This window comes from Microbacterium luticellae, assembly GCF_050408645.1.
Lineage (GTDB): Bacteria > Actinomycetota > Actinomycetes > Actinomycetales > Microbacteriaceae > Microbacterium.
In genome coordinates this window covers 14777-40381 of the sequence record NZ_JBNTKE010000001.1, presented here as the reverse complement: position 1 = coordinate 40381, position 25605 = coordinate 14777, and the positions used below count along the sequence as shown (strand labels likewise).

General features: G+C 57.6%; 29 protein-coding genes. 20 read left to right on the top strand and 9 right to left on the bottom strand.

What is annotated here, in order from left to right; translation table 11 throughout:
- Window positions 1-5: 5 nt before the first annotated feature.
- Window positions 6-1016, bottom strand: a complete 1011-nt coding sequence (locus tag ACQUSW_RS00205) for a YihY/virulence factor BrkB family protein (RefSeq protein WP_428930281.1) — start codon at window positions 1014-1016, stop codon at window positions 6-8.
- A 98-nt stretch (window positions 1017-1114) separates the two neighbouring features.
- On the opposite strand from ACQUSW_RS00205, the gene ACQUSW_RS00200 reads away from it, so the two are divergent.
- Window positions 1115-1798: a metal-dependent transcriptional regulator gene (locus tag ACQUSW_RS00200; RefSeq protein WP_428930280.1), complete on the top strand. Its 684-nt coding sequence runs from the start codon at window positions 1115-1117 to the stop codon at window positions 1796-1798.
- Here ACQUSW_RS00200 and ACQUSW_RS00195 read toward each other — a convergent pair.
- The 3 genes from ACQUSW_RS00195 to ACQUSW_RS00185 are packed head-to-tail and all read right to left on the bottom strand — an operon-like array spanning window position 1792 to window position 4333.
- Window positions 1792-2538 carry a metal ABC transporter ATP-binding protein gene (locus ACQUSW_RS00195; RefSeq protein ID WP_428930279.1) on the bottom strand — a complete coding sequence of 249 codons (747 nt, stop codon included), beginning with the start codon at window positions 2536-2538 and terminating at the stop codon, window positions 1792-1794. The genes ACQUSW_RS00200 and ACQUSW_RS00195 overlap by 7 nt on opposite strands.
- The gene (locus tag ACQUSW_RS00190) at window positions 2531-3517 is read right to left on the bottom strand and encodes a metal ABC transporter solute-binding protein, Zn/Mn family (RefSeq protein ID WP_428930278.1); all 987 of its coding nucleotides are present in this window, start codon (window positions 3515-3517) and stop codon (window positions 2531-2533) included. Before ACQUSW_RS00190 ends, ACQUSW_RS00195 begins: the two co-directional genes overlap by 8 nt.
- Entirely contained in the window at window positions 3518-4333 is an 816-nt protein-coding gene (locus tag ACQUSW_RS00185) for a metal ABC transporter permease (RefSeq protein ID WP_428930277.1), read from the bottom strand.
- Between the two features lie 251 nt (window positions 4334-4584).
- Here ACQUSW_RS00185 and ACQUSW_RS00180 point away from each other — a divergent pair, with 251 nt between their 5' ends.
- Window positions 4585-5580, top strand: a complete 996-nt coding sequence (locus ACQUSW_RS00180; RefSeq protein WP_428930276.1) for an alpha/beta fold hydrolase — start codon at window positions 4585-4587, stop codon at window positions 5578-5580.
- A gap of 4 nt (window positions 5581-5584) precedes the next feature.
- On the opposite strand, the gene ACQUSW_RS00175 is transcribed toward ACQUSW_RS00180, so the two are convergent.
- The gene (locus tag ACQUSW_RS00175; RefSeq protein WP_428931236.1) at window positions 5585-5788 is read right to left on the bottom strand and encodes a cold-shock protein; all 204 of its coding nucleotides are present in this window, start codon (window positions 5786-5788) and stop codon (window positions 5585-5587) included.
- Window positions 5789-6440: 652 nt separating this feature from the next.
- Here ACQUSW_RS00175 and ACQUSW_RS00170 point away from each other — a divergent pair.
- The 4 genes from ACQUSW_RS00170 to ACQUSW_RS00155 all read left to right on the top strand — a co-directional run bounded on the left by ACQUSW_RS00170 (window position 6441) and on the right by ACQUSW_RS00155 (window position 9551).
- The gene (locus ACQUSW_RS00170; RefSeq protein WP_428930275.1) at window positions 6441-6974 is read left to right on the top strand and encodes a hypothetical protein; all 534 of its coding nucleotides are present in this window, start codon (window positions 6441-6443) and stop codon (window positions 6972-6974) included.
- A gap of 42 nt (window positions 6975-7016) precedes the next feature.
- Window positions 7017-7652 carry a LysE family translocator gene (locus ACQUSW_RS00165; protein ID WP_428930274.1) on the top strand — a complete coding sequence of 212 codons (636 nt, stop codon included), beginning with the start codon at window positions 7017-7019 and terminating at the stop codon, window positions 7650-7652.
- A 116-nt stretch (window positions 7653-7768) separates the two neighbouring features.
- Window positions 7769-8308: an ArsR/SmtB family transcription factor gene (locus ACQUSW_RS00160; RefSeq protein ID WP_428930273.1), complete on the top strand. Its 540-nt coding sequence runs from the start codon at window positions 7769-7771 to the stop codon at window positions 8306-8308.
- Between the two features lies 1 nt (window position 8309).
- Window positions 8310-9551: an MFS transporter gene (locus ACQUSW_RS00155; RefSeq protein ID WP_428930272.1), complete on the top strand. Its 1242-nt coding sequence runs from the start codon at window positions 8310-8312 to the stop codon at window positions 9549-9551.
- Between the two features lie 19 nt (window positions 9552-9570).
- Here the strand turns inward: ACQUSW_RS00155 and ACQUSW_RS00150 are convergent, their stop codons facing one another.
- A complete protein-coding gene (locus tag ACQUSW_RS00150; RefSeq protein WP_428930271.1) occupies window positions 9571-10251 on the bottom strand; it encodes a response regulator in 681 nt (226 codons plus the stop codon).
- Complete coding sequence (locus ACQUSW_RS00145) at window positions 10244-11437, bottom strand: sensor histidine kinase (protein ID WP_428930270.1); 1194 nt, start codon at window positions 11435-11437, stop codon at window positions 10244-10246. Before ACQUSW_RS00145 ends, ACQUSW_RS00150 begins: the two co-directional genes overlap by 8 nt.
- Window positions 11438-11545: 108 nt before the next feature.
- Between ACQUSW_RS00145 and ACQUSW_RS00140 the strand changes: the two genes are divergently transcribed.
- Together ACQUSW_RS00140 and ACQUSW_RS00135 are read left to right on the top strand one after the other, a co-directional pair.
- Entirely contained in the window at window positions 11546-12127 is a 582-nt protein-coding gene (locus ACQUSW_RS00140; protein ID WP_428930269.1) for a hypothetical protein, read from the top strand.
- Between the two features lie 132 nt (window positions 12128-12259).
- Window positions 12260-12619 (top strand): hypothetical protein, encoded by a 360-nt coding sequence (locus ACQUSW_RS00135; RefSeq protein ID WP_428930268.1) that lies wholly within the window; start codon window positions 12260-12262, stop codon window positions 12617-12619.
- Window positions 12620-12631: 12 nt separating this feature from the next.
- Here ACQUSW_RS00135 and ACQUSW_RS00130 read toward each other — a convergent pair whose 3' ends face one another.
- The gene (locus tag ACQUSW_RS00130; protein WP_428930267.1) at window positions 12632-13171 is read right to left on the bottom strand and encodes an LEM-3-like GIY-YIG domain-containing protein; all 540 of its coding nucleotides are present in this window, start codon (window positions 13169-13171) and stop codon (window positions 12632-12634) included.
- Between the two features lie 258 nt (window positions 13172-13429).
- Here ACQUSW_RS00130 and ACQUSW_RS00125 point away from each other — a divergent pair, with 258 nt between their 5' ends.
- Window positions 13430-14512: a sugar diacid recognition domain-containing protein gene (locus tag ACQUSW_RS00125; protein ID WP_428930266.1), complete on the top strand. Its 1083-nt coding sequence runs from the start codon at window positions 13430-13432 to the stop codon at window positions 14510-14512.
- Here the strand turns inward: ACQUSW_RS00125 and ACQUSW_RS00120 are convergent.
- The gene (locus tag ACQUSW_RS00120) at window positions 14484-15647 is read right to left on the bottom strand and encodes a glycerate kinase (protein WP_428930265.1); all 1164 of its coding nucleotides are present in this window, start codon (window positions 15645-15647) and stop codon (window positions 14484-14486) included. The genes ACQUSW_RS00125 and ACQUSW_RS00120 overlap by 29 nt on opposite strands.
- A 190-nt stretch (window positions 15648-15837) precedes the next feature.
- Between ACQUSW_RS00120 and ACQUSW_RS00115 the strand changes: the two genes are divergently transcribed.
- From ACQUSW_RS00115 to ACQUSW_RS00065, 11 genes are all read left to right on the top strand, one after another.
- Complete coding sequence (locus ACQUSW_RS00115; RefSeq protein ID WP_428930264.1) at window positions 15838-16617, top strand: IclR family transcriptional regulator; 780 nt, start codon at window positions 15838-15840, stop codon at window positions 16615-16617.
- Entirely contained in the window at window positions 16614-17315 is a 702-nt protein-coding gene (locus tag ACQUSW_RS00110; protein ID WP_428930263.1) for an SDR family NAD(P)-dependent oxidoreductase, read from the top strand. The genes ACQUSW_RS00115 and ACQUSW_RS00110 overlap by 4 nt, the downstream gene beginning before the upstream one ends.
- Window positions 17308-18852, top strand: a complete 1545-nt coding sequence (locus tag ACQUSW_RS00105; protein ID WP_428930262.1) for an acyl CoA:acetate/3-ketoacid CoA transferase — start codon at window positions 17308-17310, stop codon at window positions 18850-18852. Before ACQUSW_RS00110 ends, ACQUSW_RS00105 begins: the two co-directional genes overlap by 8 nt.
- Window positions 18849-19880: a TRAP transporter substrate-binding protein gene (locus ACQUSW_RS00100; RefSeq protein WP_428930261.1), complete on the top strand. Its 1032-nt coding sequence runs from the start codon at window positions 18849-18851 to the stop codon at window positions 19878-19880. Before ACQUSW_RS00105 ends, ACQUSW_RS00100 begins: the two co-directional genes overlap by 4 nt.
- 3 nt (window positions 19881-19883) lie before the next feature.
- On the top strand, window positions 19884-20399 hold the full coding sequence (locus tag ACQUSW_RS00095) for a TRAP transporter small permease (protein WP_428930260.1): 516 nt from the start codon (window positions 19884-19886) through the stop codon (window positions 20397-20399).
- A 2-nt stretch (window positions 20400-20401) separates the two neighbouring features.
- Window positions 20402-21691 (top strand): TRAP transporter large permease, encoded by a 1290-nt coding sequence (locus ACQUSW_RS00090; RefSeq protein WP_428930259.1) that lies wholly within the window; start codon window positions 20402-20404, stop codon window positions 21689-21691.
- Window positions 21670-22428, top strand: a complete 759-nt coding sequence (locus tag ACQUSW_RS00085) for an enoyl-CoA hydratase/isomerase family protein (protein WP_428930258.1) — start codon at window positions 21670-21672, stop codon at window positions 22426-22428. The genes ACQUSW_RS00090 and ACQUSW_RS00085 overlap by 22 nt, the downstream gene beginning before the upstream one ends.
- Window positions 22425-23585, top strand: a complete 1161-nt coding sequence (locus ACQUSW_RS00080) for an acyl-CoA dehydrogenase family protein (protein WP_428930257.1) — start codon at window positions 22425-22427, stop codon at window positions 23583-23585. The genes ACQUSW_RS00085 and ACQUSW_RS00080 overlap by 4 nt, the downstream gene beginning before the upstream one ends.
- A gap of 104 nt (window positions 23586-23689) precedes the next feature.
- A complete protein-coding gene (locus tag ACQUSW_RS00075) occupies window positions 23690-24382 on the top strand; it encodes an SDR family NAD(P)-dependent oxidoreductase (protein ID WP_428930256.1) in 693 nt (230 codons plus the stop codon).
- On the top strand, window positions 24379-24822 hold the full coding sequence (locus ACQUSW_RS00070) for a MaoC family dehydratase (protein ID WP_428930255.1): 444 nt from the start codon (window positions 24379-24381) through the stop codon (window positions 24820-24822). The genes ACQUSW_RS00075 and ACQUSW_RS00070 overlap by 4 nt, the downstream gene beginning before the upstream one ends.
- A gap of 2 nt (window positions 24823-24824) precedes the next feature.
- Window positions 24825-25583, top strand: a complete 759-nt coding sequence (locus ACQUSW_RS00065) for an SDR family NAD(P)-dependent oxidoreductase (RefSeq protein ID WP_428930254.1) — start codon at window positions 24825-24827, stop codon at window positions 25581-25583.
- Window positions 25584-25605: the final 22 nt, after the last annotated feature.

Here is a 25605-nt window from a genome sequence, read left to right as displayed (position 1 = left end):
GGATGCTACAGGTTCATGTCAGGGCGCAGTTTTTGGCCCTCTGCCCAGAGTTCGCGTTCTTTTTCTTGCTTTTTATCGATGCCACGGGTGTCGCGGCGCGGTAGTTGCACCGTCTTTTCGGCGGCGATGCCTGCCTGTAGTTCGCGGCTGCGTTCGAGTTCAACATCGAGTTCTGCGCCGAACAGCAGCGCGAGGTTGGCGATCCACACCCACAACAAAAACACGATCACACCGGCGAGAGAACCATAGGTACGGCTGTAGTTGGCAAAAGTTGACACGTACAGACCGAACCCGGCGCTGGCGGCAATAAGCACAATGATCGCCACAAGCGCACCAGGGCTTACCCAACGAAACTTGGGCAACTTTACGTTGGGGGTGAAGTAGTAGAGCACGGCCACCCCGAGAACGATCACAACAGCCAGAACGGGCCATTTCAGAATGCTCCATGCCGTCTGTACGGCGGCGCTGGCACCAATGCGATCACCGATGGCCTGGGCGATATCGCCGGAAAGCGCGAGCGACACTGTCGCGATAGCTAAACCCACCACGCCCATAACCGTGACGAGTAGTTGCATGGGGCGCAGTTTCCAGATGGGTCGCCCTTCCGCCACACCATAGATGCGGTTTATGGCACGGCTGAATGCCCCCACATATCCGGATGCCGACCACAGGGCCACAACGATTCCAAACACCAGCGCGATACCGGCGCCGGGTGCCTCGGCGAGCTGTTGCAGCGGCCCCCGCAACGTTTCGGCCGCTTCGCCGGGCGCAACCTCGTCGATGAGCGACAGGAGGGTGTTCGTGGCCTCACCTTTTTGCCCCAGCAGTCCCAGAATCGAGAAAAATGCCACGATTGCAGGGAAGATCGCCAAGATTGCATAGTAGGTGAGGGCCGCCGCGGCATCCGTGCACTGATCAGCAGTAAATTCTCGGATCGTGCGTTTTATGACGTACCGTAACGCCTGCTTGGTGGGGCGGTGGGGTGCTTCTTCGACCGGGGTGGTGGCGGTGGTCATCGTCGTCCTCTCGTCGCAATGCCTTCGAGGTAATGTCTTATTCGAGGCTTGCACGGTCAGCACACAAACAGCAATAGGGTTGCGGGTACGCTGAGGCTATGTCTGTTTCTGAGCTGTCAGCGAGTGCGCAGAACTACGTCAAAGCGATCTGGAGCTTGACGGAATGGTCAGCAGATCCGGTCACCCCCACTCTGATTGCCGAACGAACAGGCCTAAAACTCTCTTCCGTCTCCGATGCCGTTCGACGGCTCTCTGCGCAGGGTCTCGTAACGTATGCGCCCTATGGTGCGATTGAGCTCACCGAGATGGGTCGTACCTATGCGCTTGCCATGGTCCGACGTCATCGACTCATCGAGTCATTCCTGGTGCGCGCCCTGGGATATACCTGGGATCAGGTTCACGATGAAGCCGAAAACCTCGAGCATGCGGTGTCAGACTTCATGGTCGAGCGAATTGACGCGTTCCTTGGTTTTCCCAGTCGAGATCCGCATGGTGACCCTATCCCTCGCGCCGATGGCACTATACAGATACCGAAAGCTCAACGGCTCAGTGACGTTCCGCACGATGAACGGACCGTAGTTGTTGAGAGAATTTCTGACGCTGATCCTGCGCTGCTGCAGTTTTTTTATCAACACAGCATTGTGGTCGGTGCTCAGCTCACGATTTCGGTCGGAGACGCATACTCAGACACAATCAACGCGCGCGTGAGTGGTGCGGAGAAAGCAATTGCTTTGGGGCGCGCTGCTACAGACGCCCTGTACGTCTCGCATAATCATCACTGAGACATCGCGGGCTTGTGGCCGGGAGGAAACCTCGTGAGCCATACGTTTGAAGCAACCATCGCTGCGCAAGGTTCATGAGAAATCAGGCCACGATCAAACAGCATGATGTCATCAAAATATTCTTCGACAGTGCGCGGATTGTGATGTACAGCAAGCACGGCTGCGCCGTCGTCGGCGCGTGCACGCAACTCTTCAACGATAATTCTTTCACTCGCGTGGTCAACGCCTGCGAACGGCTCATCAAGGACTATGAGATCAGCCTCCTGTACGAGAGCGCGAGCAAGTAACACCCGCTGGCGCTGACCCCCCGACAGCGCACCGATCTGGCGGTGTGCCAGTTCCGTGAGCGCGAGTTTATCGAGCACATGAGCTATCGCAGTCTTCTTGTCACGTCGCCGACGCCTCCACTGCTTTCGTCGTGGGTATGTGCCAAGTGCAACCACGTCAAACACCGTGATCGGAAAATTCATGTCTGCGCTGCTGTTCTGCGGCACATAGGCAATGCGCTCACGCACGCCTTTGATGTCCTCGCCGAAGAAGCTTACCGTTCCCTCCATTAATGAGATAACGCCGAGCAGTCCACCGATAAGTGTTGACTTTCCGGCCCCGTTTGGCCCCATCAGTGCCGTCATACCGCCTTTGTGCAGGCTAAACGATACTCCGGATGCCACCGTGTTCCCGGGATATCCGATGGCTAAATTTACTGCCTGTACGACGGGCGCAATGCTGAGATTAGTCATCGCTATGTTCCCCGCCGAGCCCTTGCTCGATTTGTCGAAGGTTTGAGCGCAGCATCCGTAGATACGAAGCGCCCTCTGTGTCGGCGGCCCCTAATTCATCGGAAAAGACTTCGCCAAATATTGGAATGCCTGTCTCTTGCGAGACAGTTTGCATAGGACGCGTGTCAACGTTCGATTCGATAAACAGCGCCGGAACCGGCTGTTGTTTAAGGGTTTCAACGAGGTGTGCGATTTGCGACGGCGATCCTAGATCGCCCGTATCGATCGCCCATATATACAGCCCTGTGAGACCATACCGTTCGTTCATATACTGAAATGCGTTTTCGCTCGTAACGAAAGTACGGTGGTGCGGTGCGATTCTCTCGATGGCAGCAGCGTATTCACGATCAATTGCAGACAGTTCATTGATGTACGCATCGGCGTTGTTTGTATATGCGTCTGCGTTCTCTGGATCTGCTTGAATCAGGCCATCGCGAATATTTTCGGTGTAGATAATGCCCACGTTGGGGTCAAGAAACGCGTGTGGGTTCATTTCGTCGTCCGTACCGTCGAGATCCGAAAGATATAGGGGTTCTACCCCGAGGCTCGCCTCAACGACGTGGTCGTCAACCAGCGCGTGGCCGGTGGTTTCGAGCAAGCTCTCTAGCCAACCATCGCCGAGTTCCATATTCAGCCCATTCCAGACAATGAGATCTGCCTCGGCAGTGGCTTTCACATCGTTAGGCAGAGGCTGGTATTCATGCGGATCGGTCCCAAGCGGCACAATACTGTGCACGTCCACGTACTCTGCACCGACTTCGTTCACGATGTCTTCGAGAATGGAGAAGGTCGTCACAACCTGCAGCGCGTCAACCTGAGACCCCTCTGACGACGCGGCTTCACCCTGGTGAGCGACCACGTCTGGTCCCGAAGCGGCGCAACCGCTTAATACGAACGACGCAAGCGAAAGTGCTGCTATTGGTCCAATGAGTTTGTTCATTTATTGCTGCTTTCTCTGTGGAGTAATAACACGGATTCGTCGGCGAGAAACAAGCTTTGTCACTGCAAGCACAGCGAGAAACAGTAGTGTTGCCGCAATTGCAATAGCCGGCCCTGATGGCACGTTGAGGTAAAAACTCGCGATAAGGCCAACCACACTCGCTGCAGCACCAAGGGATCCTGACCACAGCATCATCCCTGCCAGGGAGCGCGCGACGAGAAACGCTGTAGCTGCCGGCGTGATCAAAAGAGCCACAACCAAGATCACACCCACAGCTTGCAGTGACGCCACCGTGACAACGGTCAGCAAAGTCATGAGCACGTAGTGCATCGCATTTGGCGAGATACCGTACGTTGCCCCCACTGCAGGATCAAATGTGGAAATAAGAAACCTGGTGAAGAGAAGCACAATGACGAGTGTCACAAGTGCGGCAACCACGAGAGTCACGAGCATGTCTGATTGGTTGACCGCCATGACATTCCCAAAGAGGATTTTTGTGAGGTCGGTCGAGGCGGGCCGCAGGGAAATCATAATGACGCCGAGCGAAAACATGGCGGTAAAAACGACGCCTATCAGCGCATCATTGCGCACCTTGCTGTGGCTACTGAGAAAACTAATACCCACGGCAGTAAGAAGACCCGCAACAAGTGCGCCAGGAAAGAACCCCAATCCGATCGCACTGGATGCCGCAATACCAGGCAACACAGCGTGTGAAACAGCATCGCCGATCAGAGAAGCACCTCGCAGCAGAGTCAGAGTGCCCACCGTTCCACACACCATCCCCACGACGAGTGCGGTTATTAATGCGCGTCTCATGTACGCATAATTCGCTAGTCCATCGATAAATTCCACGCCCGCCAGCACTCCCAATCGCTACATGTTCGCCTCACCGTAGCATACAAGTACGTTGCAACGTAGTTCTTAAGCGTTGCCATGCTGAACTGTCGAAGGGCCGCTCCGTGTGAGTGCGTTCACCGCACAGTAAGCTGACATGCGGCTCGCTAATTTCTGAGAATTAGTGACCAAGATTTTGCTATCGCGGCTTCAGCCCGCCCAAGCACGAACGGATGACGCCCATGAAACCGGTGGACGACAGCGAATGGCAAACACACGACGGTGGCACGCTCAAGGCCTACACGTTTGGTTCGGCCGATGCACCACCCGAGCGTCGTATCGTGATCGTGTGCGGGGCGTTTCTTCCGGCACTCGTCTATGCCCCTTTTGCCTCGGCGCTGGCCAAACAGTTTGACGATGCGTGGGGCATTTATGTGTACGACCGACGCGGCAAGGGTGGTTCTTCGCCGGTTGATAGCGACTACAGTTTTGACACCGAAAAACACGATGTGGCCACGGCGCTTCAGCATTCGAATGCTCGTCATTTGGTCGGGCATTCTTTGGGCGGGTCTATTGCGCTGCACGCTACCCGGATGCTGTGCGAAAGCCCATCGCTGCAGTCTGTTATGCCGTTGACGACAACGGTGTACGATCCGGCCATCAACGTTGATGGTTCGATGGAGACAGAGTGGGTTACGCAGTTTCAGTACCACTACGAGAGCGGACAGTTCGGCCGAGCAATGGCCCTGGTCGAGCGCAATATGGGGATGTCGCGAACGCTGTCATATGCGCCGTCGTGGATGGTGGCCGCAGTGCTCGCCCTCACAGTTCGTTCGGGCCTTGCTCGCACAACAAAAGCTGTCTTTCCGGCCGGCGCCGCAGAGCTTGCTGCGGCTTTTAAAGAGGAAGCACACGCGTCTGAATTCGCTGACCTTGCCACGCGACTGTGTCTTATGACGGGTGAACGCAGCGCCGACTATTTTCACGCGACCACGGCAGCGTTAGCGCGATCGGTTCGTGACGCCGACGTGGTTGTTTCACCGCGCGGCCTGCACGGTTCGGTGCCGGCCGTACGGCACCGCATTGTTGAGTCACTCGCGCTCTGGCTGCAAGATAAACCACTGGGCGAGTTGAATCTTGGTGCACAGGCACTCAAAGATTCCGTGCAGCCGGTGAATGAAGAGCAAACGGGCACCCACCCGCAAGGGGTGAGTGCCCGTAAGAAGTGAGGGGTTAGAGGCCCTGCACGTTGGCTGCCTGCATGCCCTTTTGTCCGGGCTCTGCGTCGTACGAGACTTTCTGGTTCTCTTCGAGGTTGCGGAAACCGCCGCCTGTGATCGCGCTGAAGTGCACGAACACGTCGGCAGAGCCGTCGTCGGGTGCGATAAAGCCGAAGCCTTTGTCGGAGTTGAACCATTTGACGGTGCCTGTGGCCATGACGTCATTCCTTTTTTGTCGTGGACCACGAATATGATCCGGAAAACCGCGGCGGGTTCGTCGCGGTGACTGTGGGGCTCGTGCTCGCGCAGCACACAGCGGTGCTGCTGCCGAACTCAGATGTTCGGCTGTTACGGCATAAGCATGATCAAGAGAATTAGCGACGCCCAAGAGTTGGCCGTGTGAACCGTATACGCGGAATCGTTTGCCATCGTGGACAGCAAACCCGCCGAATTCTCCATTGATAGTTACGGCGTGCACGTCGTCAGCGGCCTGACGCCAAACTATGGGGTTATGAACGGTGGAACAAGAAACAGAAGAGAAAGAGATAACTAACCAATCGAAAAACTAATGCACGCGTGGTCACAGTGACCGCGCGGCCTGCGGCGCTGAATCGAATACCCGCTCGAAACAGTGGTTCGAGCCCAGAAGCCGGTCTGAAGCAAGTGCTTCAGCAGAAACGCAACTTCAATCGCCGTCACCCAGCCTACACGATGAAGCCCCTCCCCGGGCACATTCGCGCGAATCCCGCGCACCGGGCCGCCGCGCTATATGCTCGGTATCATTCACCGCCCACCGTGCTGATTTCAGACAACGCCAGCGCGCGAGGGCTATCCTTCTCAGCAGAATCGACAATACGATGCAGCGCAGCATGTTAAAGCCCTTTGCCTCCGCCATAGTGGCCGCTCTGGCCGCCGTTGTTCTCGTTGGTTGCGCACCGGCCGCCACGAACACAGAGCCAAAGGATTCAGATACCGACGTCGCCGAGAGTGCCGCGGAAGAAACAACCACGCAAGAAGAGTCATCGTCTTCTGCCGGTGCGAGCGGCGAGGCCTCACTGGACTACGGCGACACAGAATATTCGGCCGAGTTACAGTTCTGCTCGTTGAGCACCGACAATGACGCACTGTTTCACGGCGTAGCTTTTGATGCATCCGGAGAAGTCGTCGGGTACCTCGATGGCGATTTTGGCGATCTCGGCAACGCTCCCTACGGTGAGGTGCGGATCGATTTTGGAGCAACAGAGCAGTTCGAAAGCACCGACGAATTCGTGGCCATGGGTGATGCCTCGGCACATATTGTCGTCACCGACTCGAGCGACACCAGCCTGATCATCATTGGTGGCATCTGGGACAACACCGGCGCGCAACTTGGCACGGCAACGTTGCGGGTCAACTGCGAATAAAAAACATAGTGCTGCGGCGTGGGCGCGCGATACGATCAGCGTGTGCCCACGCCCGAGTCGATTGTTGCCTTCGCTATCGCCGCGATCATTTTGATCGTAATTCCGGGGCCGAGCGTGCTATTTGTCATTGGCCGCTCGCTCTCTTATGGTCGCCGCGGAGGCCTGCTCAGCGTAGTGGGTAATACGCTCGGCACTATTCCCCTCGTTATCGCTGTGGCATTCGGGGTCGGTGCTGTGGTCGCCCAGTCGATCATGCTGTTCACGATCGTAAAAGTTCTCGGCGCTGCCTACCTGGTCTATTTGGGTGTTCAGGCATTTCGTCACCGGGCTAGCCACACAGAATCTATCGCGCATCGACACCGCCGATCTACATTCACGATGCTCGGCGAGGGTTTTATTGTCGGCATCACCAACCCTAAGACGATCGTCTTTTTTGTTGCGGTACTCCCCCAGTTTGTTTATTTCCCAGCGGGCAATATTCCGTTCCAGATGATGCTGCTCGGTTTTGTCGCCGTCACCATCGGTCTCGTGTGCGACACTGCATGGGCGTTGCTGGCAGGTACCGCGCAGGTCTGGTTTGCCAGGTCTCCCCGCAGGCTTTCCAGCATCCGCGGCACCGGCGGCATACTCATGATCGCTCTGGGTGGCACGCTCGCACTCACCGGTAATCGCGGCTAACTCGCGACGCTAAGCCATCGGCAGAAACTGCGGTCTGCGGCATCCGGAATCTGTTGATTTTCTGCGGTATACAAGAACCCTTGCACACCCGAGGTCTGCGTTTTACCGTCGTAGGCGTGGAAGACATTTCTGTTATTACGGCGGTTCATCATCCGCTTCGACGACGCATTATTGACCATCTTCTGCTGCACGAGACAGCACAGGTTGGGGCCATCGCTCGCGCATTGAATGCGCAAGTGGGCAGTATTAGTCATCATTTGCGGATGCTGCAGAGGGCCGGAGTTGTCGAGCAGGCTGAGACTCCTGACGGCGACGGGCGTGCCAGTTGGTGGCGCCTGATCCGTACGTCGCTAACGTGGTCGAGCAGTGACTTTGCCGATTCGCCGGCCGATGCCTATCTTGCCCGGCAGGCTGAGCGCGCCAATATTCGCCACCAGCTCGACCGTTTACAGCGGTGGCACCGGGTGCAGCACGACACCGACATAGAGGGTTTTGCTACTGATGCGCTCGCCTGGGCCACGCCCGAAGAGCTCGCCGATCTTGGCCAGCGTGTGAGTGCGCTCATCGACCAGTGGCGTGCCGAAATTGATCGATCTGATGGACACGAACGCATGCCCGTGTTTTTCTTCGCCCACGGTTTTCCGACCCAGGTTTAGCATGACTATTTCTTCACCTCGGATGCTGCGCACACCGCCACCGTTCCGCCGCGATTATCGTGTGCACCTGTGGCTTGTGATCAAGGGGTTCTCTGACGCCGGCGATGCCGCCTGGACGATCGCTGTCGCGTGGACGGCGGTGAATATTGCCTCCCCCGCCGTGGCCGGGCTGATCGTTGCCGCCGGTACTGTTCCGCGAGCGCTCGTGCTGCTGGTGGGCGGGGCGGTTGCTGATCGGGCCGATACCCGGCGAATGATGGTGGTGGTCAATAGCCTGCGTGTCGTTGTGCTTATCGCAACGGCAGTGTGGCTGCTGGGTAATACGCCCACGGTTGCCGTGCTGTTGGTGGCGACGGTTGCTTTCGGTGTGTGTGATGCGTTTTTTGAACCAGCGGCGGGCACTCTTCCGCGCCAGCTGGTGCATGCTGCCGACCTGCCTGCGTATTCGGCGCTGAGTCAGACGCTCAGCAGAATCGGCACGATGGTGGGTGCGGCGGCGGGTGGTTTTCTTGTCGCCTGGGCGGGGATTCCGGGGAGCACCGGCGCCAACACGGTGACGTATGCGCTGGCTATTGCTTTTATCGTGTTGTGGCTGCGGCCCCGGTTTACGCTGCACACGACTGCGGCGCAGCGGTCGGTGCTGAGCGATGTGGCATCCGGCTTTCGGCATCTGAGCACCGATTCAGCAACCCGCACGCTCGTGATTGCCCTGTCGGGTTTGAACCTCGCTGTGGGCCCGGCGATTGCGATCGGTGTCGCGCTGCAGGCAGCGCACCATGGCTGGGGTGCGGGTGCTGTGGGAATTTTCGAATCCCTGGTGGGTGGTGGCGCGATGCTGGGTGCGATTGCGGTGATGCGCTGGCGTCCGCGCCGTGAGGCCGTGGGTGGGCTGTGGGCGCTGGTTGGGCAGGGCATAGGGATTATTGCGCTGGGTGTGGGTTCGCCTTTTGCTGTGGGGGCCGGATGCTTGCTGATTGGTATCACCGCGGGTTTTGCGTCGGTGCTGCTGAGTGCCACCTTCGCGGCCACGGTAGCGCCCGAGTATTTAGGTCGCATGTCGTCGATCACACGGCTGGGCGACGACTGCCTTATGCCGCTCGCGATGGCAGCGTTCGGCGGTTTAGCGTCGGTTCTGCCACTATGGGCGCCGTTCGCTCTGTATGGCAGTGCGCTTGCATCGCTCATGATTATTCCGCTGCGCAACCCTCGCTTGCGGGCCATCGCGCTGCGCGACGCTGCCTAGCGGTTACGGTGTCTAGCGGTTACGGCTTGGGCGCGCCGTCACCCAGAGAGTCGCCGAGCCTGCCCAGTTGCACGCGTGATGCGACGCCCGTTTTTGTGTACAGCGCGCCCACGTGTGTTTTTACCGTGGTGACACCGACGGCAAGGTGGTCGGCGATCTGCTGGTTGGTGAGCCCCGCGGCAACCAGCCGCAACACATCGCGTTCACGCCGCGTCAATCCCTCGAGCGCCTCGCGCACGGTGGCGTCGAGCGGGTCGTCGGCGGCCGCGGATGTTTGTGCGTTGAGGCGCGCAATGATTCCGCCGGCGATGGCCGGGTCAACAACGTGGCGGTCTTCGGCCACGTGCCGCACGGCCTGAATCAGTTCCACGCCCCGCACCGTTTTCAACAGGTATCCCGAAGCCCCTGCCGCGAGCGCTTGGGCGATGAGGTCGTCGGAGTCGAAGGTGGTGAGTACGAGTACGCGGGTGGTGGTTTCGCGGGTGATGCGCTGTGTTGCCCAGGTGCCGTCGGTGCCCGGCATCCGGAGGTCGACCAGTGCGACGTGCGGGTTTTCGCGGGTGCAGAGGGCGAGGGCGTCGAAGCCGTTTTCTGCTTCGCCTGCGATGGTGATGGTGGGGTCCGTGGAGAGTATGGCGGTGATGCCGCTGCGTACTGTTTCGTGGTCGTCGACGATCACGACGCGAATGATGTCACTCATGGTGGTTTTCTCGGCTGGGCGGGAGGGTGATGGTGGCGTGCCACTCGGTGGGGTCACCTGCGGAGGCTTGTGTGGCACCGGTGGTGAGGGTCGCACCGGTTTCGCGCAGTAGTGCGGTTGAGGTGGTGAGGCCGATGCCGTTGCCGCGGTGCCGGTCGGGCCGCGCCGTTCCCCCGGTTGTCGTGGCAATGGAGTTGCTCACCCGTATCTGTTCGGCCGTGGTGGTGAGTGTGACGTCGCCGGTGCCGTGTTTGATGGCGTTCATGACAAGTTCGCGCACGACACGGTCGAGGGCTTCGGGGTCGATTCCTGTGTGCTGTGCGGCATCCGGTAGCGCCCTGTCGCCTCGGCGAATAAGGGTGCGGCCCTGGGGCATGAGGCTTTCGAGGGGTGGTGTGCCGGATGCCGGTGTTGGGCGTTCGGGCCCTGCGGTGAGTACGCCGATCAGTTGGCGTAGTTGCTCGTGGGCGCGGTCGGTGCCCTCGGTGGCCAGCTCCAGACTGCGGTCGATAGTGGGATGGTTCGACTGGTCGATGCGGAGGCGGGCGGCTTCGATGTGGAGGCCTGCGACCGAGATTTCGTTGGCGACCTTGTCGTGCAGGTCGTGGGCGATCTGGCGGCGAAAAGCTTCGGTGTCGCGGGTGTGTTCGAGCAGCATCAGGGCGCGGGTGCGTTGCCTTTCTGCCCTCACGCTCCAGCCCCACAACCCGGCAAAGAGGGTGACGAGCAGCCACTGGGCGATCACGATCAGCACGATCGGTTCGTGGGGTCGGGTGAGAAGCACGGTGAGTGCGGTGCCGAGCACTGTTGCTACGAGTAGGGCGAGTAGCATCCGGAGCCCTTTATCGCTGCCGTAGCGAAACGCGCAGTAGATGAAGTCGGCGAACAGAAAGACAACGCCGATGCTGCCGCCCATCGAGAGGTCGACGGCGGCGAGCGCCGTGCCGATGCCGAGTACGAGGAAGGGGCGTGAGGAGCGTTGGGTGGCAAGCAGCGACATGGCAGCGAGCACGGCGATGAACGCTGTGCCGGAATACCAGAGGGCGATGTCGGCCCAGAGTCGGTAGCCGCCGAATTGGAGGGCGGCGAGGCCGAGCAGAAAGTAGCCGCCGGCGGCGAGGCCGTCGCGGGCGCGCGGGTGGTCGCTGAACCATTGCAGGGTTGCTCTGGTGTGTGAGGCGGCCATGTTCTTAGTGTGCCCGAGTGTGGTGCGGTGTGCCTCGTTCGTTCGGAGGAGAAAACTGCGGCCGGGTGCACGATGTGGCCGGTGGTGCCGGGCGGTGACGCTAGAGGCATGTTGATTGTGACTGCGATTATTGCCTGCGAGGTCGGGTTTTGGGTTGTGCTGGTGGCGGGGCTCGGGTCGCGCTATTTGCTAAAGCGCCGCACGCTATCGAGTGTGCTGTTGGCGCTGGTGCCGGTGCTCGATGTTGCGTTGTTGGCGTTTATCACGTGGGATCTGGTGATTAACGGTACCGCCGCCGACTTTACGCACGGGCTGGGTGCGGTGTATCTGGGGTTCACGGTTGCGTTTGGTCGCCAGATTATTCACGCGGCCGATGTGTGGGCGGCGCACCGTTTTGCCGACGGCCCTCCCCCGGTAACGGTAGAGAAGCATGGGCCGCGGCGGGTGTCTTATGAGTGGAAAAGCTGGTTCCGGATGCTGCTGTGCGCCGTGATTACCACTGTCGTGCTGGGCGCGATCATTCTGCTCGTTGCCGATACCGCTCGCACCAGCGAACTGGTGTCGTGGATTATGCGTATTTGGCTGATCGCTGCCGTGTGGCTTGTTGGCTGGCCGGTGTGGGAGAGCGTGCGCTATGCGGTAACAGGGCGGGTGGAGCCTGCCGCACCGCGGCACCGCGAATCCTTATGACGAACGGGTGAGGCGCTCAACGTTTCGATGCGCTCGCTCGTTGCAGTACCGTATCTGGCAGCCTCAGCAACATTCTTGACACAACTATTCCGCGCGACATATGAAGTTCACCTGTCTTGCTAGCCTCGTGACATGCGAGTCGTGCAGTGGCTGATCGTGATTCCGCTGTTTCTGTTCGCTGCGGCCCCTGCTCACGATTGGTCGAGCAGCATGGCCGTCGTCTTCATCACCCCGCTGCTATGGGTTCCGCTCGCAGTCACGGTGAGGCTTCAGCGTTACCCGCGGCCGCGGGTTGCCCAGTTATTTACCGTCAGTTGGTGGGTCTGCTTCGTCGGTTACGGTGCGACTGTTGCAGCAGCGGGGTTCCTCGGTGAACCCAACGACACTGTGCGCACAGTGCTCACCACGGTCATGTTCATCATGCTGGCAGCGTGGATCGCTTCGCTAATTACTGGTGTGGTCTGGCAGATCATGGGCCGCAAGGAGCGGTGATTCTTCGCAGCCTCACACAGGGCTCGGTGCCGCGTCTACCGACCCTTCATATCCGTTGAGAAATCGGCGATACATCACCTGGTTACGAAATGCATCGCGCATGTGCGTGCCAACAACATGGGCCAGTTCTTCGGCGGGCTCTCCGTTGAAGCCCCAACGGTTCTTACCCTTGTCCCACGGCATTTGTGAACGAAACCATGAATCAATCCGGTATGCGCCACGAACAAGGTTAGTGAGCGGATGCCCGTCGACAGCAAAAGCATCAATAACTGCTTGTTCGACAACATACGCTGTTGCTTCGTCGTCAATCTCTGTCCGCAAAAACAGGAGATCTACCGCTGCACCGCTTACTTCAATCTCGTGAATTTTTATGTGTTTAGCCCGCTCAGAATGCGGATCGGCCGCGGCCTCACCCACATGCGAATTAATGCGGTCAGCTTTCCCTTTGCCAACACAAAACACCCTGCCGTCGCGTGGATCGCGCAACGCATACACGTAATACTTCAGTACCTCAGCAACCTCGCTCGGGATACGCGTATCAAGCACAGACATGGCCTCATCGTACTCATGTCCATTTCTGTGGCCAACGGCGCTCACGCTTCCTGAAATATCAACCCTGCGTTGACGTTTTCTAACGGTGTCGGTCGTTACGGATATGGCTCAGTGCACCCGTATCTCCTGCAGCCTTCGGATTCGCTAACATCTGCCGCCAGACGACAGCTCTGCTTACAGTTACGACGGCTCGACACATTGCCCCCCACAGTTGTGATTAGCTCCCTGGGCAGCACGTAGAAGCCTAAGCTCTCTTACATGTCTGTTCCGTTGTCGGCTGCGCTTGCCCAACGCATCATCGACCTCGCGTCACCGAATGTTCCGTTCAACATAAACATCATGGACAGTACTGGGCTCATTATTGCGGCAGTGGACCCGGCCCGCGTCGGAACAATACATCCGGGTGCGCGACGTGCACTCGAACGCGGTGACGAGTATCACGTGCATGTCGCCGATACAGTGTCGGGTATCCAACCTGGCGTGAATCTCCCCTTTCGAAGCGGGGATCGCGTCGTCGGTGTTGTCGGCGTTACTGGTCCTCCTGCTGAAGTCGAAACCGTTGCTCGAATCTTGCGCGTCACTGTCGAGCTCACCATCTCGATAGAAGCTGACCAAAGCTCAGCGGAGCTACGCGAAGCACGTGACAGAGCGTTCCTGTCGCGCTTGGTTCACGACCCGCATGCTATCTCAGGGGGTTCCCTCGAACACGAGCTCGCTCGAATACATGGGCCGTGGCGGCTGACTGTTTACTTCGTGCGCGATGCGGCATCCCCCAGCACTTGGCCCGCGAGTATTCTGCGAGAGATTGAAGCCGAATACCCGCATGTTCCACGGCGATGGGCAATATTTGAAGATGCGCTGTGGGTATTCGGGGCCGAACTCCGAGGGATAGGCTCCCGGGAGGGCAGTAGGACCATGTCGATCTCTACCGTCCCCACTCACGATGTTGCCTACCTCGCCTCGGCGACTCACATTGCACGGGCAATCATGTCGCAGCCGTCTGTACTGTCGACAGAGCGCACACACTGGAGTACCGATGAGCTCGCCGCCGAGGCCGCCGTTGCCACAGCTAACAGCTCCGAAGTGAACGCACTAGCTTTTCCCCTCCGCCGTGTGAGCAGACGACACCGAGAAATCCTGCTCTCATATATCGAGGCAAACGGAAACATTGCCGCGATAGCGCGAAAAGTTGGAGTCCACAGAAACTCAGTAACACGTCGCCTCGACACTCTTTACGAACTGACCGGACATGACGCACGCAGCAGTACGGGAATCGTCGCTCTGACTCTTGCGTTGGCAGCTGAGCGTCGGCTCAGTGGAGAAAATGCTGCACGACCATAGCCACGTTGGCTGCTGTTTCTCGCACACGCACCTTGGCCGTCTCGACCAGCGATGTCAACGTTGTAGGGCCCTCGGCAATGGAAAACGCCGCAGCAATACCGGCCGAACGGATCTCACTAGCCGCCAATTCCACACTACCCGCAATAACAATGATTGGAATGCTGCTATCGGCGGTCTTTCGAACAAGATCCACGACCTTTCCGTTGAGAGATTGCTCGTCAAACGAGCCCTCACCCGTAATGATGAGGTCCGTATCTGCGAGCATTCTGGTGAGATCGACAGCGTCACTCACGAGTTGAGAACCCAGCACCATATCCGCGCCTAGCAGAGCAACCGCGCTGAGAGGAAGCCCACCCGCAGCTCCCATGCCCGGGGTATCCGCCCGCACGGGAATTGCTGACGGCGTCAACCCCAGTTGCGCGATGAGGTTTCTGAGTCCCTTGTCGAGCACCTGAATATCGTCGGTGCTCGCACCTTTTTGTGGACCATAAATACTAGCCGCACCAGTTTCTCCGACCAACGGGCTCTCGACGTCGACGGCAAGGCGCCACTCCACTTGCCGAGCTCGCGGGTGAAGTCGGGATAAGTCGATGTCTGCCACTCGTCCAAGATCGCCGCCACCCGGCCGTACCTCGACATCGTTTTCATCTAAAAATCGTGCACCGAGAGCACGCAGGAGTCCGGTTCCCCCATCTGACGAGGCGGACCCACCAATACACAGCAGGATCTGCTCAACACCATTTTCAATGGCGTCAAGCGCCAGCAGCCCGACGCCGAAACTGTCTGCTCTGAGGGGTTGGAGTTCGGTATCACTGACGGCGGGGAGACCATTCGCTTGAGCGGCCTCAATAATCGCCGATTTTCCATCGTTGCTGATGCCATAGCTCGCGATACACGGACGGCCGATCGCATCGACGGCTTCGATCGTCTTCACGGTTCCGTTCCAGTTGGCCAAGAGTGCATCGAGAGTGCCTTCACCACCATCTGCAAGCGGAAGCTCGATGAGTTTGACGTCGTCACCGAACACGTCAACGAAACCCGCTGACATAGCAGCGACGACCTCCGGTGAGGTGAGACTGCCTTTGAAGGAATCGGGTACAAACGTCACGGTCAGACGAGGGTGAGCTTGAGACATAAGCCCAGGCTACGCAGGCTCGTTGCTGTCTAGCGCGCGCACTTTGCCTCATTTTCAGTAACAAAAACGCAACAAACAGGTGCCTTTCGCTCGCACATGAGCGCGAACCTGCATACGAAGCGCGCAACGACGCACCTTCAACTAAACGACGAGATTTACCCGTCGGTTGACAGATCCGCTGCACGTTGTCATGCTTTTGAACATCTCTTCAACGCCGAAAAGACTTTCCGGAAAGCGAAAACATATGGACAGGGCAGTCACAATTCTCGAGGCCGTAGCGGCCTCACAGACACCGATCGGGGTTTCGCACCTTAGCGAGTCACTATCGCTGCCTCTTGCATCCACCTATCGCCAGTTGCAAAAACTCACCGACTCCGGACTACTCGTCCAAAACCCCGCAACGAACAAATATTCACTCGGCGAAAGAGCCATCCATCTTGCCAACAAGATCGTTGTACACCGGGGTGGAGAGCGCAGCCGTGCGGTACTGCGAGAGGTCAACGAGGAAACAACCTTCTCAACCCTGGTAGGTAGGTTCAGCGGGACGAGTTTCACCTACGTTGAAAACCTTCCGTCAACGAGTTCGATGAGTGTAAGCGGAGTCATAGGCACTCCTGCTCCACTACACGCGACGTCAATCGGCAAGGGCATTCTGTCCCTCCTTGACGAATCTATTTACCGGCAGACGGTTGCCCAGCTTTCTTTGGACAGTTTCAGCAAGAGAACGATCACCACGGTTGCACAACTCGATGCTGAGATCGCGCGAGTGCGTGACATCGGATTCGCGCAGTCGCATGCCGAGTACGAAGCACGAGTCGGCTCCGTTGCCGTTCCTTTTCGGGTGGAACAAGGTCCTCAGTCCGGCATATACGCCTTGTGTATCGCCGGTCATATTTCAGAAATGGATCAACTCATGGCGTGTTTAGACAAGCTTCGTGATGCGGCTTATCGCTTGGGAGGTTTGATGTGAACGAAAACAAAACTGCTCTCGTTACCGGCTCTGGAGGCGGCATCGGGCAAGCCATTGTCGAGCACATGCGTCGAGCAGGGTTCCGTGTCATTGGCGTCGATCTATTGCCCTCCCCACAAGCCGACATCAGCATTGAAGCGGACTTGACCAAATGGAGCGATCATGTTCAAGCGGTAACCGATGCACTACTCGATGAGCCACTGGACGCTCTCGTGAACTGCGCCGGCGTACAGATTGAACGGGGCCCGGTCGAAGACCTCCAACTTTCTGATCTCGACCGTCTCTACTCGCACAATGTGCGACCCGTCTTCGAGGTGACCAAATGGGCGCTGCCACTTCTCCGAAACGGGTCCGGCATTGTGAACATCGGGTCAATTTCGGGTGCAGCTTCGGTCGGCAACCTGGCTACCTACGGTGCGATGAAAGCTGCCGTACACAGTTTGACCCGTTCGCTGTCACGCGAACTCGGCCCGCGCGGAATCCGCGTCAATGCGATTGCTCCCGGATATGTACGCACTCCTTTGACAGAAACAATGCTCGCCGACCCAGCCCGTAACGCGGAGGTAGTGGCCAAGGTTCCACTGGGCTATATCTCGACAGGCGATGACATCGGCGCCGCCGTAGCCGCGCTTTTTTCCGACCATTTCCGATACATGACCGGTGCCATCGTGCCCGTAGATGGAGGGTATCTTGCGTAGTTCGATTCAATGGGGAACCAAGCCTGTACTTGGTCTCGATGACGTTGCCTCGCTGATCCCAGATTCATCGACTGTCTTCGTGGGCGGCTCGGGCGGCGGTCTCCAAGAGCCCACCAATCTCCTTCGAGCCCTCGGCGGCCACATAGAAGGAGGAGCAAACCCACACGACCTAACGGTGTGGCACTGCAGCGGCATCGGCGATAAAGAAGGGGGCGGTCTCGCGCTCCTGAAGGCACCAGGCAAACTACGCCGCGTAGTCGGAGCCCACTGGGGAATGAGTCCAGAGCTTGCGGAGTTGGCTGAGCAAAACAAGCTCGAGGCGTACAACTTGCCGCAGGGTGTCATTTCTCACATGCTCCGTTCAGCGGGCGCAGGCGAACCCGGACTTTTCACGCAGGTGGGATTGCGCACGTTCGTCGATCCTCGCCTGGACGGTGGCAAACTCAACGAAATTACGACTGAAGAAATCGTGGAGTTGGCTGTCGTTGACAACCAAGAGTTTCTCTACTTCCCCGCACCGAAGTTCGACGTCTGCCTTCTGCGTGCGACCACGGCCGATGAGTACGGCAACCTAACCTTCGAGAACGAAGCCGCCCTTCTCGAGCCGCTCGAGGCAGCAATGGCAACACGTCGATCAGGCGGCATCGTCATCGTCGAGGTACAGAAGTATGTGCTCGCCGGCTCACTTTCTGCGAGGGAGGTTGGTGTTCCCGGTGTACTCATCGACTACATCGTTATCGCAGAAAACGCGATGCAAACGTCAAAGAATCGGCTCGAGCCGGGCTTCACAGGTGACTACCGAGTTCCCGTCGGATCCATGCCGCCGCTTGATCAAGGTCTGCGTCGGATTGTCGCCGAACGTGCTTACCAAGAAATCACCCCTGGTCAGCTAGTCAATCTTGGTGTAGGTATGCCCGACGGGATCTCCAAGCTAGCTGCTGAACGTGGGGAGCTCGACACGATTGCGTTTGCCGTAGAGCAGGGCCACATTGGCGGGACGCCAGCCGGCGGTATTGAGTTCGGTGCGGTATACAACGCTGCTTGCACGCTTACTGCACCGCAGCAGTTCGATCTCTTCGACGGTGGCCATCTCGACATCGCGTTCCTCGGAATGGCAGAAGTCGATGAAACCGGAAACGTCAATGTCAGCATGCACGGAGGCGGGATCTCCGGCGCCGGTGGCTTCATTAACATCACACAGGGCACCAAGAAGGTTGTGTTTTGTGGATCATTCACAGCTGGTGGGCTCACCGTTTCTCATGACGGTAACTCAGTCGTGATTGAACGCGAAGGCAAGCACCAAAAATTCGTCAAGAAGGTACGCCACGTCACCTTCTCCGGCGAGCGCGCGCTAGAGCTCGGACAAGAAGTTCTCTACGTGACAGAGCGCGCAGTATTCCGTCTGACAGCCGAAGGACTTGAGCTTGTTGAAGTCATGAACGGCATCGATATCGACCGTGACATCCGCGGCCATATGCAGTTTGAACCCGTTATTAACGACATCACGACGATGACCCTCAAAGGAGAAGGAAAATGAAGTTGCGTAATGTAATCAAGCTCGGTGCAGCGCTGACCGTGTCAGCCCTGGCACTGACGGCCTGCTCATCCTCAGGCGCAGGAACCAACGGTGGCAATGGGAATTCTTCGTCAAGCGGAGCCATCGTCCTTACCGCGGGCCATCAACTTGCTGCCGGAACCCCTTTCGACGAGGGCATGAACCATTTTGCTGAGCTCGTGGCAGAAAAAACCGACGGGCGTGTCGAAGTTCGTGTGCATCCTAACGCTCAGCTTGGCAACGAAACTGAAATGTTCCAGGCTCTACAGTCAGGAACCGTCGACGTCGGAATCTTCGCTCCCGGCTCCATCGCCGAGTACTTCCCGGGAATCACCCTCGTCTCGATGCCCTTCCTCGTCGAAGACCGCGACCACCGTGATCGCATTCTCGATTCCGGGGTTCTGGCACCGATTGAAGAATCAATTGTTGATACGACCGGAACCGAAGTACTCACCTACTTCGGCGGAAGCCAACGTCAAATGTTCTTCACCAAGCCCGCCACCAGCTTTGATGATGTCCAAGGCCGACTGTTCCGTGTCCAGCCTTCTGAAATGCTGACGGAGTCGTACAGTGCGATGGGTCTTGAGCCTACCGTCGTCGCGTACACGGAGCTATACAACGCACTGCAGCAAGACGTCGTCAACGGCGCAGAAAACGAAGCGGTGTTCATCGAAAGCCAACGCTTCTATGAGCCGGCGCCTCACCTGCTCATGACCAATCACGAAGTGACGTTCCGTCCACTCATGATCTCGTCGAGGACGTGGGACAAACTCGATGATGAACTTGCTGATCTGGTTCGTGAAGCCGCTGACGAAGCCGGCATCTTTCAGCGCGATGTTGAAGGTAAAGCCGACGAAGACACTCTGAAGAGGCTCAGCGAGCTCGACGGTGTCACGGTGTCCACGGTTGACACCAAGTCATGGGCTGGCGAAATGGAATCCATCTGGGCCAAGTACGCAGCGCAGTGGGGCGTCGACGATGTTCTTCAGGGAATCAAGGAAGCTCGGTAACTCATGAATGCACTGAGGAAGACCAACCGCGTGCTCTATAACGCATCCAAGTACGCCATTGCTGGTGTACTGATCGTGCTGACGATCGCGGTGTCGTACCAGGTTCTCAGCCGATATATCGCGGCAGTCCCGCGCATCATGTGGACTGAAGAACTTTCCCGAGCCGGTCTGATCTGGTTGGTCTTCCTCGGGGCGTCATTCGCCTATTACGAGAGTGCCCACTTTCGGATCGAGCTCCTCCCTGCAAAACTCAGCCGCACAACGCTCCTCAACATCGAACGTGTCTCGCAGGTGATCGTGTTTATCACCATCGTCCTGCTGACGATCGGCTCATTCACATTCTTTCAGTCCGGTTTCGGACGCACCTCTGTGATGTCTCACGTGAGTTTGGCATGGAGCTACCTTGCCGTCGCTGTTTCGTTCAGCATCATCCTGCTTCGAGCTGCTGAAGAACTCATCGGCGTATTTACACCGAGCACATCGCGCCAGCATGTTGCGACCCAGGAAGAGGAGGTCTAGTAATGATCACCCTCGACCCCGGCATCATCGCCATCATCATGCTTGTGATCTTCTTTGGCACAGTGATCATCCGAGTACCAGTCGCGCTTGCGCTTGTCTTGGCGTGCGTACCGTTTGTGCTGTTCGACAGTAGGTTTGACCTTGAGCTGCTCGTACAGCGCATGTATGCCGGTCTCGACTCATTCGTTTTGCTTGCTGTTCCGTTTTTCATCCTCGCGGCCACGATCATGACGGTCTCGGGTGTCACCGACAAGCTCATCGATTTCGCCCGCGCAATTATCGGCTGGGTACGCGGCGGTCTCGGAGTCGTGAACGTGGCTAGCTCTATCGGTTTCAGCGGCATGTCTGGGTCATCGACTGCCGATGTATCAGGCACCGGATCGATGCTCATCCCCCAGATGGTCAAACGAGGATACTCTGCTGAATACAGCGCTGCCGTTACAGCATCCGCTGCGGTCATCAGCTCGATCATCCCGCCGAGTATTCAGCTCATCGTGTGGGGCTCGCTCACTAACACGTCGATCGGGTCACTTTTCCTCGGTGCGATCATCCCGGGTATCAGTGTTGGAATCGCTCTGATGCTCGTCGCCTACCTGCTCGCAATTCGAGCGGGATACAAACGGGACCGAGCTTTTGGCTGGGGGTTTTTCTTCTCGACATTCTGGAAAGCTATCCCGGCGTTCGGAATCCTTGCGATCGTCGTCATCGGATTCCGTTTCGGGCTCGTCACCGCGACAGAAGCAGCCGTCACAGCAGTCATCTACGCCATCATCGTTGCAACATTTATCTACCGTTCATGGACCTGGAAGGACTTCTTCCAGTCACTTATCACCACGGCACGGTTGACGGGTGTCGCGCTTCTCGCGCTGGCGGCAGCCTCAGTTCTTGGCTATTTGCTCGCGATCTACAACATTCCTTCGATGTTCCAGTCACTGCTTTCCGGTGTGCCTGGGTGGGCGGTACTTGCTGTTATCGTCCTCGTGCTGTTGATCATGGGATGTTTCCTCGACGCACTTCCTGCGATGGCGATCATGATCCCCGTGTTTGCACCGTTCGTCTTGGCCGCCGGCATTGATCCTGTTCAGTACGGTGTCGTCGCGATTATGACTCTCGCACTCGGCCTCATCACTCCGCCTGTTGGAATCTGTCTCATGATTGCGGCACAAATCGCCGAAGTGAACATGGTGAAGGTCATCAAACCACTGTTGCCATTCATCGCGGCCATTCTGTTCATCATTGGGATCGCCGTAGCGTTCCCCCAGTTCGTGCTGTGGCTACCTGGATTGGATTGATCATCATGACAAGTCGTGACTTTATTGAGTGCGAACGCAATTCTGAGATCGCGATTATCAGGCTCAACCGCCCGCGAGCCCTAAATGCGCTTAGTCAACAGATGATGGGCGAACTCCTCTCTTACCTGGACAAAGTTCAAGCAGATCCCACCATTCGCGGGGTAGTCATCTCGTCGACCTCCGAACGAGCGTTCAGTGCCGGGGCTGATACCAAAGAGATCGCAACGTTGAGCCGTAACGAATTCTTGCTCGCTAATCGACGGGGCGCGGAGGTTTTTCAACGCATCGAGGAGTACCCCCTACCGGTCGCAGCGGCGATCCGCGGGTTTGCCCTCGGTGGCGGGCTTGAACTCGCGCTTGCATGTGACTTTCGGTTCGCCGATGAAACCGCTGTCGTTGGTCTGCCAGAAGTCTTGGTTGGGTTCATCCCCGGTTGGGGCGGCATCCGCAGGCTCTCTGCCATCGTCGGGGTGGCAAAGGCAAAAGAACTCGTACTCAAGGCGGTCAAGCTTGACGCTCACGAAGCCCATCGACTGGGGCTGTTTACCTCGCTCCCGGCGGCCAACCCAGAGGAAGCAGCTGTGGCGCAACTGCGCGAGCTTCCCGCAACAGCTAGCGCTTCCGTCGCGCATATTAAGCATCTTTTTTCTCGAATTATTGACGAATCAGATTCAGCCTCTGTCAGCACGATGTTTGTGGCAGAACTGATTGACCGTGACCGGAGGTCCGACTCATGACCAATATCTTGCACCCCGAGCTCGCTAACGATGAGTTCCTGGAATCATTGCGGAACTATGCGCAGCGCTCACTACAACCCCGAGCAGCAGATATTGACCGTACCGACGACTTCATCATCGACGTTCTCGGCGACCTCGCCGCGCTCGGCACTCAACGGTTACATCTCGACGGCAAATCAATCAGCCCAGACCCATCCGCGTGGATGCGTATACACGAGTCCAGCAAGATTTTGGCGAAATATTCAACGGCAACAGCAGTTGCGGTGAGTGTGGCACGGTTACACTCCTACCTGCTCGTGAAATATACGCCAGCCCCCCTTCGTGATGCATGGCTCGAGCCGACTCTTACTGCGAGTGCATTTGGATCATTTGGCATTACAGAACCGGATGCCGGTACTGACGTTCGAGCAATGACGACAATCGCACGGAGAGTAGACGGCGGCTATCGGCTCAGCGGGCATAAGTGCTGGATTGGGCTAGCCCCGATTGCGAACTACTGTTTTGTTCTTGCCAAGGTTGATACCGACGACAGAAACGCTGAAACCGTAGCACTTTTTGTAGACCTGTCGAGTGCGGGAGTGAGTCGTCCAGAACAGGCTCCGCTGTCCGGTCTACGCGGAATGGCAAACGGTCAGCTTGTCTTCGACGATGTCTTTGTACCTTCTGCTAATCGCCTCAATTGCGACGGCTTCTACGGGATGATGGACGGGCTTAACCTCGCTCGCATAGAAGCCGGGTCATATTCGTGCGGTCTCATTCTGCGATCGATAGAGCTCTCGGTTGAGCGTTCATCTCATCGAATTGTCATGGGTGAGCCGCTACTGAAAAAACAGATCACGCAGCAGCGCATCGGCCAGATGTATGCCGACTATCTCACCGCAGACATGATCACTCAGCGCGCTGTTGCATCCTTCGCCCTCGGTGACGGTGGCGACCAAGAGCTCATCTCAGTCGCCAAACTATTCGCGACAGACAAGGCCCGGTTTCACACGGACGTCGCCATGCAGTTGTGGGGAGCAGCCGGGCTCATCATGCACTCCGACGTTGAACGTATCCACCGAGATGCGAAAGTCATGCAGATTTTCGATGGGACCAGCGAAATTCATCAGCTTATGCTTGCCAAGCATGCGGTGCGCGCCGTAAACGAAGCGGTGTGACCATGGTGACAACGACAGCAAAACAGATCTCAACGCAACGGTCCGCATGGTACCGATCACGTCCCGCTACCAGTGGCTTCGGGTCGCTTAATGAGCAAACCGTGATGTTGACAGGCAGCTGTGGTGGACTCGGGCGCGCCATGGCAAAAATGATCATCGAGGCCGGTGGTTTTGTTATCGGAACAGGACTCGATGAGTCTGCGTGTTCCGACCTCGGCGATGGTTTTACGTTCGTGCGAGCCGACCTTCGAGATATGAACGCGATCGGTCAGCTTGTGGAAACAGTGACCGAAACGGGCGTCAACGCACTGATTAACAACGCCGGCATCATGGCCGAAGAACCACTCGAAGAAACAACAGACGAAATGTGGGCCGCTACGCTCGACATTAATCTCACGGCTGCTTATCGTTTGTCTCGCGGGCTTCTTTCGGCTCTCCGAAACAGCACGCCCGCATCAATTGTGAACATCAGTTCTCAGCTCGCCTATACGGGCGGGGCAACGCTCACCGCATATGGTGCGTCAAAAGCGGGATTATTGGGCTTCACCAGAAGCCTTGCCCGTGAAATCGGTCCCCAGGTGCGGGTTAACGCGGTGGCGCCTGGACCAACTGCAACACCGATGACCGATGCTCACCTCACAGACGAGTGGGTCGCACGCAAGACGGCGCACCTCATCGCTCAACGTATGGGCGAAGCCCATGAGATCGCAAGTGTGGTGAGGTTTTTGCTCAGCGCAGACTCTTCGTTTGTGAACGGCCAAACAATTTCAGTGAATGGTGGAGGGTATCTTTCGTGACCACTCCCGTGTTCCCCCTCCACAGCGCTGAGGCGCAGCAGCTGATCGGTCGCACATTTTCCATGTCGCGCACTGTCGGGGAGTTCGATGTGCTGTCGTTCGCTGGTGTCACGGGTGACCTCGCCGCGAACCATACCGACCACGACTACATGCTCGGTCATGGTTTTGAAGGACGCATTGCCCATGGGGTGCTACTTCTTGGATACACATCGAGTTTGAGTACACGCGTCGCTGACCAGATTGATGGTGCTGTCGTCTCACTCGGATACGACAGAGTCCGTTTCACGTCACCCGTCGTAATGGGAACCACCATTACTTCTCACTACACAGTGCGCGAGATCGATACGCACAAGCGTCGAATCATTTCCGAAGCCGTCGTAAAGATTGCAGCTACCGGAACCACTGCCCTCGTCGCAACACACATTATGAAAGCGGTCTGAGTATGACGAACCCTGATCTGAATCTTGCCAACCTCCGTGTGCTAGTCACCGGTGCCGGACACAGCATTGGGTTTGGCATTGCCCAACACTTTCTCGCATCCGGCGCCCAGGTGACCCTGCACACACGAGCATCGGCGGTAGAAGGTGACCTGGGCGAGTTCCGCGAGAGGGCGCACTTCGCCACCGGTGATTTCACTCAAGAGTCTGATGTCGAAAAGGTCGTTGCCGAAGCAGCATCTGCCATGGGGGGTCTCGATGTTGTCGTTGCTAACGTTGGAGGTCTCCTCGCGCGTGTACCTCTGACTGAGATGACGGGAGAACACTGGCAGAACGTCATGAATGTAAACGTCACATCGACATTTTTGACGATGAAGCACTCACATTCCCACCTTGTCACGTCGAACGCCGGTGCCATTGTTACCTTGGCGTCGCTCGCTGCGCACAACGGTGGCGGTGCGGGAGCCGCGGCCTACGCTGCGTCGAAGGCAGCCGTTGTCGGGCTCACTAAGGGTGCAGCGAAAGAGTTCGCGGCCGATGGTATTCGCGTCAATGCGGTGGCTCCCGGCTTTATTGGCGAGACGCGCTTTCACGACACGTTCAGTTCTGAAGCTGCCCAAGAATCAATGATTGCAAACACAGCGTTACGTCGAGCGGGAACAGTCAACGACGTCGCCGCACTCGTCGGTTTTCTGTCAAGTTCAGCGTCATCGTTCATCACTGGTGAAACCGTTGATATCAACGGCGGCCAATGGTTCCGGTAAAACCACCGACTGAGGAGGCATC

Bases quoted from the DNA above. Each gene is read 5' to 3' on its own strand.
- ACQUSW_RS00205 (WP_428930281.1), bottom strand. From the start codon at position 1,016: ATGACCACCGCCACCACCCCGGTCGAAGAAGCACCCCACCGCCCCACC.
- ACQUSW_RS00200 (WP_428930280.1), top strand. From the start codon at position 1,115: ATGTCTGTTTCTGAGCTGTCAGCGAGTGCGCAGAACTACGTCAAAGCG.
- ACQUSW_RS00195 (WP_428930279.1), bottom strand. From the start codon at position 2,538: ATGACTAATCTCAGCATTGCGCCCGTCGTACAGGCAGTAAATTTAGCC.
- ACQUSW_RS00190 (WP_428930278.1), bottom strand. From the start codon at position 3,517: ATGAACAAACTCATTGGACCAATAGCAGCACTTTCGCTTGCGTCGTTC.
- ACQUSW_RS00185 (WP_428930277.1), bottom strand. From the start codon at position 4,333: ATGAGACGCGCATTAATAACCGCACTCGTCGTGGGGATGGTGTGTGGA.
- ACQUSW_RS00180 (WP_428930276.1), top strand. From the start codon at position 4,585: ATGACGCCCATGAAACCGGTGGACGACAGCGAATGGCAAACACACGAC.
- ACQUSW_RS00175 (WP_428931236.1), bottom strand. From the start codon at position 5,788: ATGGCCACAGGCACCGTCAAATGGTTCAACTCCGACAAAGGCTTCGGC.
- ACQUSW_RS00170 (WP_428930275.1), top strand. From the start codon at position 6,441: ATGTTAAAGCCCTTTGCCTCCGCCATAGTGGCCGCTCTGGCCGCCGTT.
- ACQUSW_RS00155 (WP_428930272.1), top strand. From the start codon at position 8,310: ATGACTATTTCTTCACCTCGGATGCTGCGCACACCGCCACCGTTCCGC.
- ACQUSW_RS00150 (WP_428930271.1), bottom strand. From the start codon at position 10,251: ATGAGTGACATCATTCGCGTCGTGATCGTCGACGACCACGAAACAGTA.
- ACQUSW_RS00145 (WP_428930270.1), bottom strand. From the start codon at position 11,437: ATGGCCGCCTCACACACCAGAGCAACCCTGCAATGGTTCAGCGACCAC.
- ACQUSW_RS00140 (WP_428930269.1), top strand. From the start codon at position 11,546: ATGTTGATTGTGACTGCGATTATTGCCTGCGAGGTCGGGTTTTGGGTT.
- ACQUSW_RS00135 (WP_428930268.1), top strand. From the start codon at position 12,260: ATGCGAGTCGTGCAGTGGCTGATCGTGATTCCGCTGTTTCTGTTCGCT.
- ACQUSW_RS00130 (WP_428930267.1), bottom strand. From the start codon at position 13,171: ATGTCTGTGCTTGATACGCGTATCCCGAGCGAGGTTGCTGAGGTACTG.
- ACQUSW_RS00125 (WP_428930266.1), top strand. From the start codon at position 13,430: ATGTCTGTTCCGTTGTCGGCTGCGCTTGCCCAACGCATCATCGACCTC.
- ACQUSW_RS00120 (WP_428930265.1), bottom strand. From the start codon at position 15,647: ATGTCTCAAGCTCACCCTCGTCTGACCGTGACGTTTGTACCCGATTCC.
- ACQUSW_RS00115 (WP_428930264.1), top strand. From the start codon at position 15,838: ATGCTTTTGAACATCTCTTCAACGCCGAAAAGACTTTCCGGAAAGCGA.
- ACQUSW_RS00100 (WP_428930261.1), top strand. From the start codon at position 18,849: ATGAAGTTGCGTAATGTAATCAAGCTCGGTGCAGCGCTGACCGTGTCA.
- ACQUSW_RS00095 (WP_428930260.1), top strand. From the start codon at position 19,884: ATGAATGCACTGAGGAAGACCAACCGCGTGCTCTATAACGCATCCAAG.
- ACQUSW_RS00090 (WP_428930259.1), top strand. From the start codon at position 20,402: ATGATCACCCTCGACCCCGGCATCATCGCCATCATCATGCTTGTGATC.
- ACQUSW_RS00080 (WP_428930257.1), top strand. From the start codon at position 22,425: ATGACCAATATCTTGCACCCCGAGCTCGCTAACGATGAGTTCCTGGAA.
- ACQUSW_RS00075 (WP_428930256.1), top strand. From the start codon at position 23,690: ATGTTGACAGGCAGCTGTGGTGGACTCGGGCGCGCCATGGCAAAAATG.
- ACQUSW_RS00065 (WP_428930254.1), top strand. From the start codon at position 24,825: ATGACGAACCCTGATCTGAATCTTGCCAACCTCCGTGTGCTAGTCACC.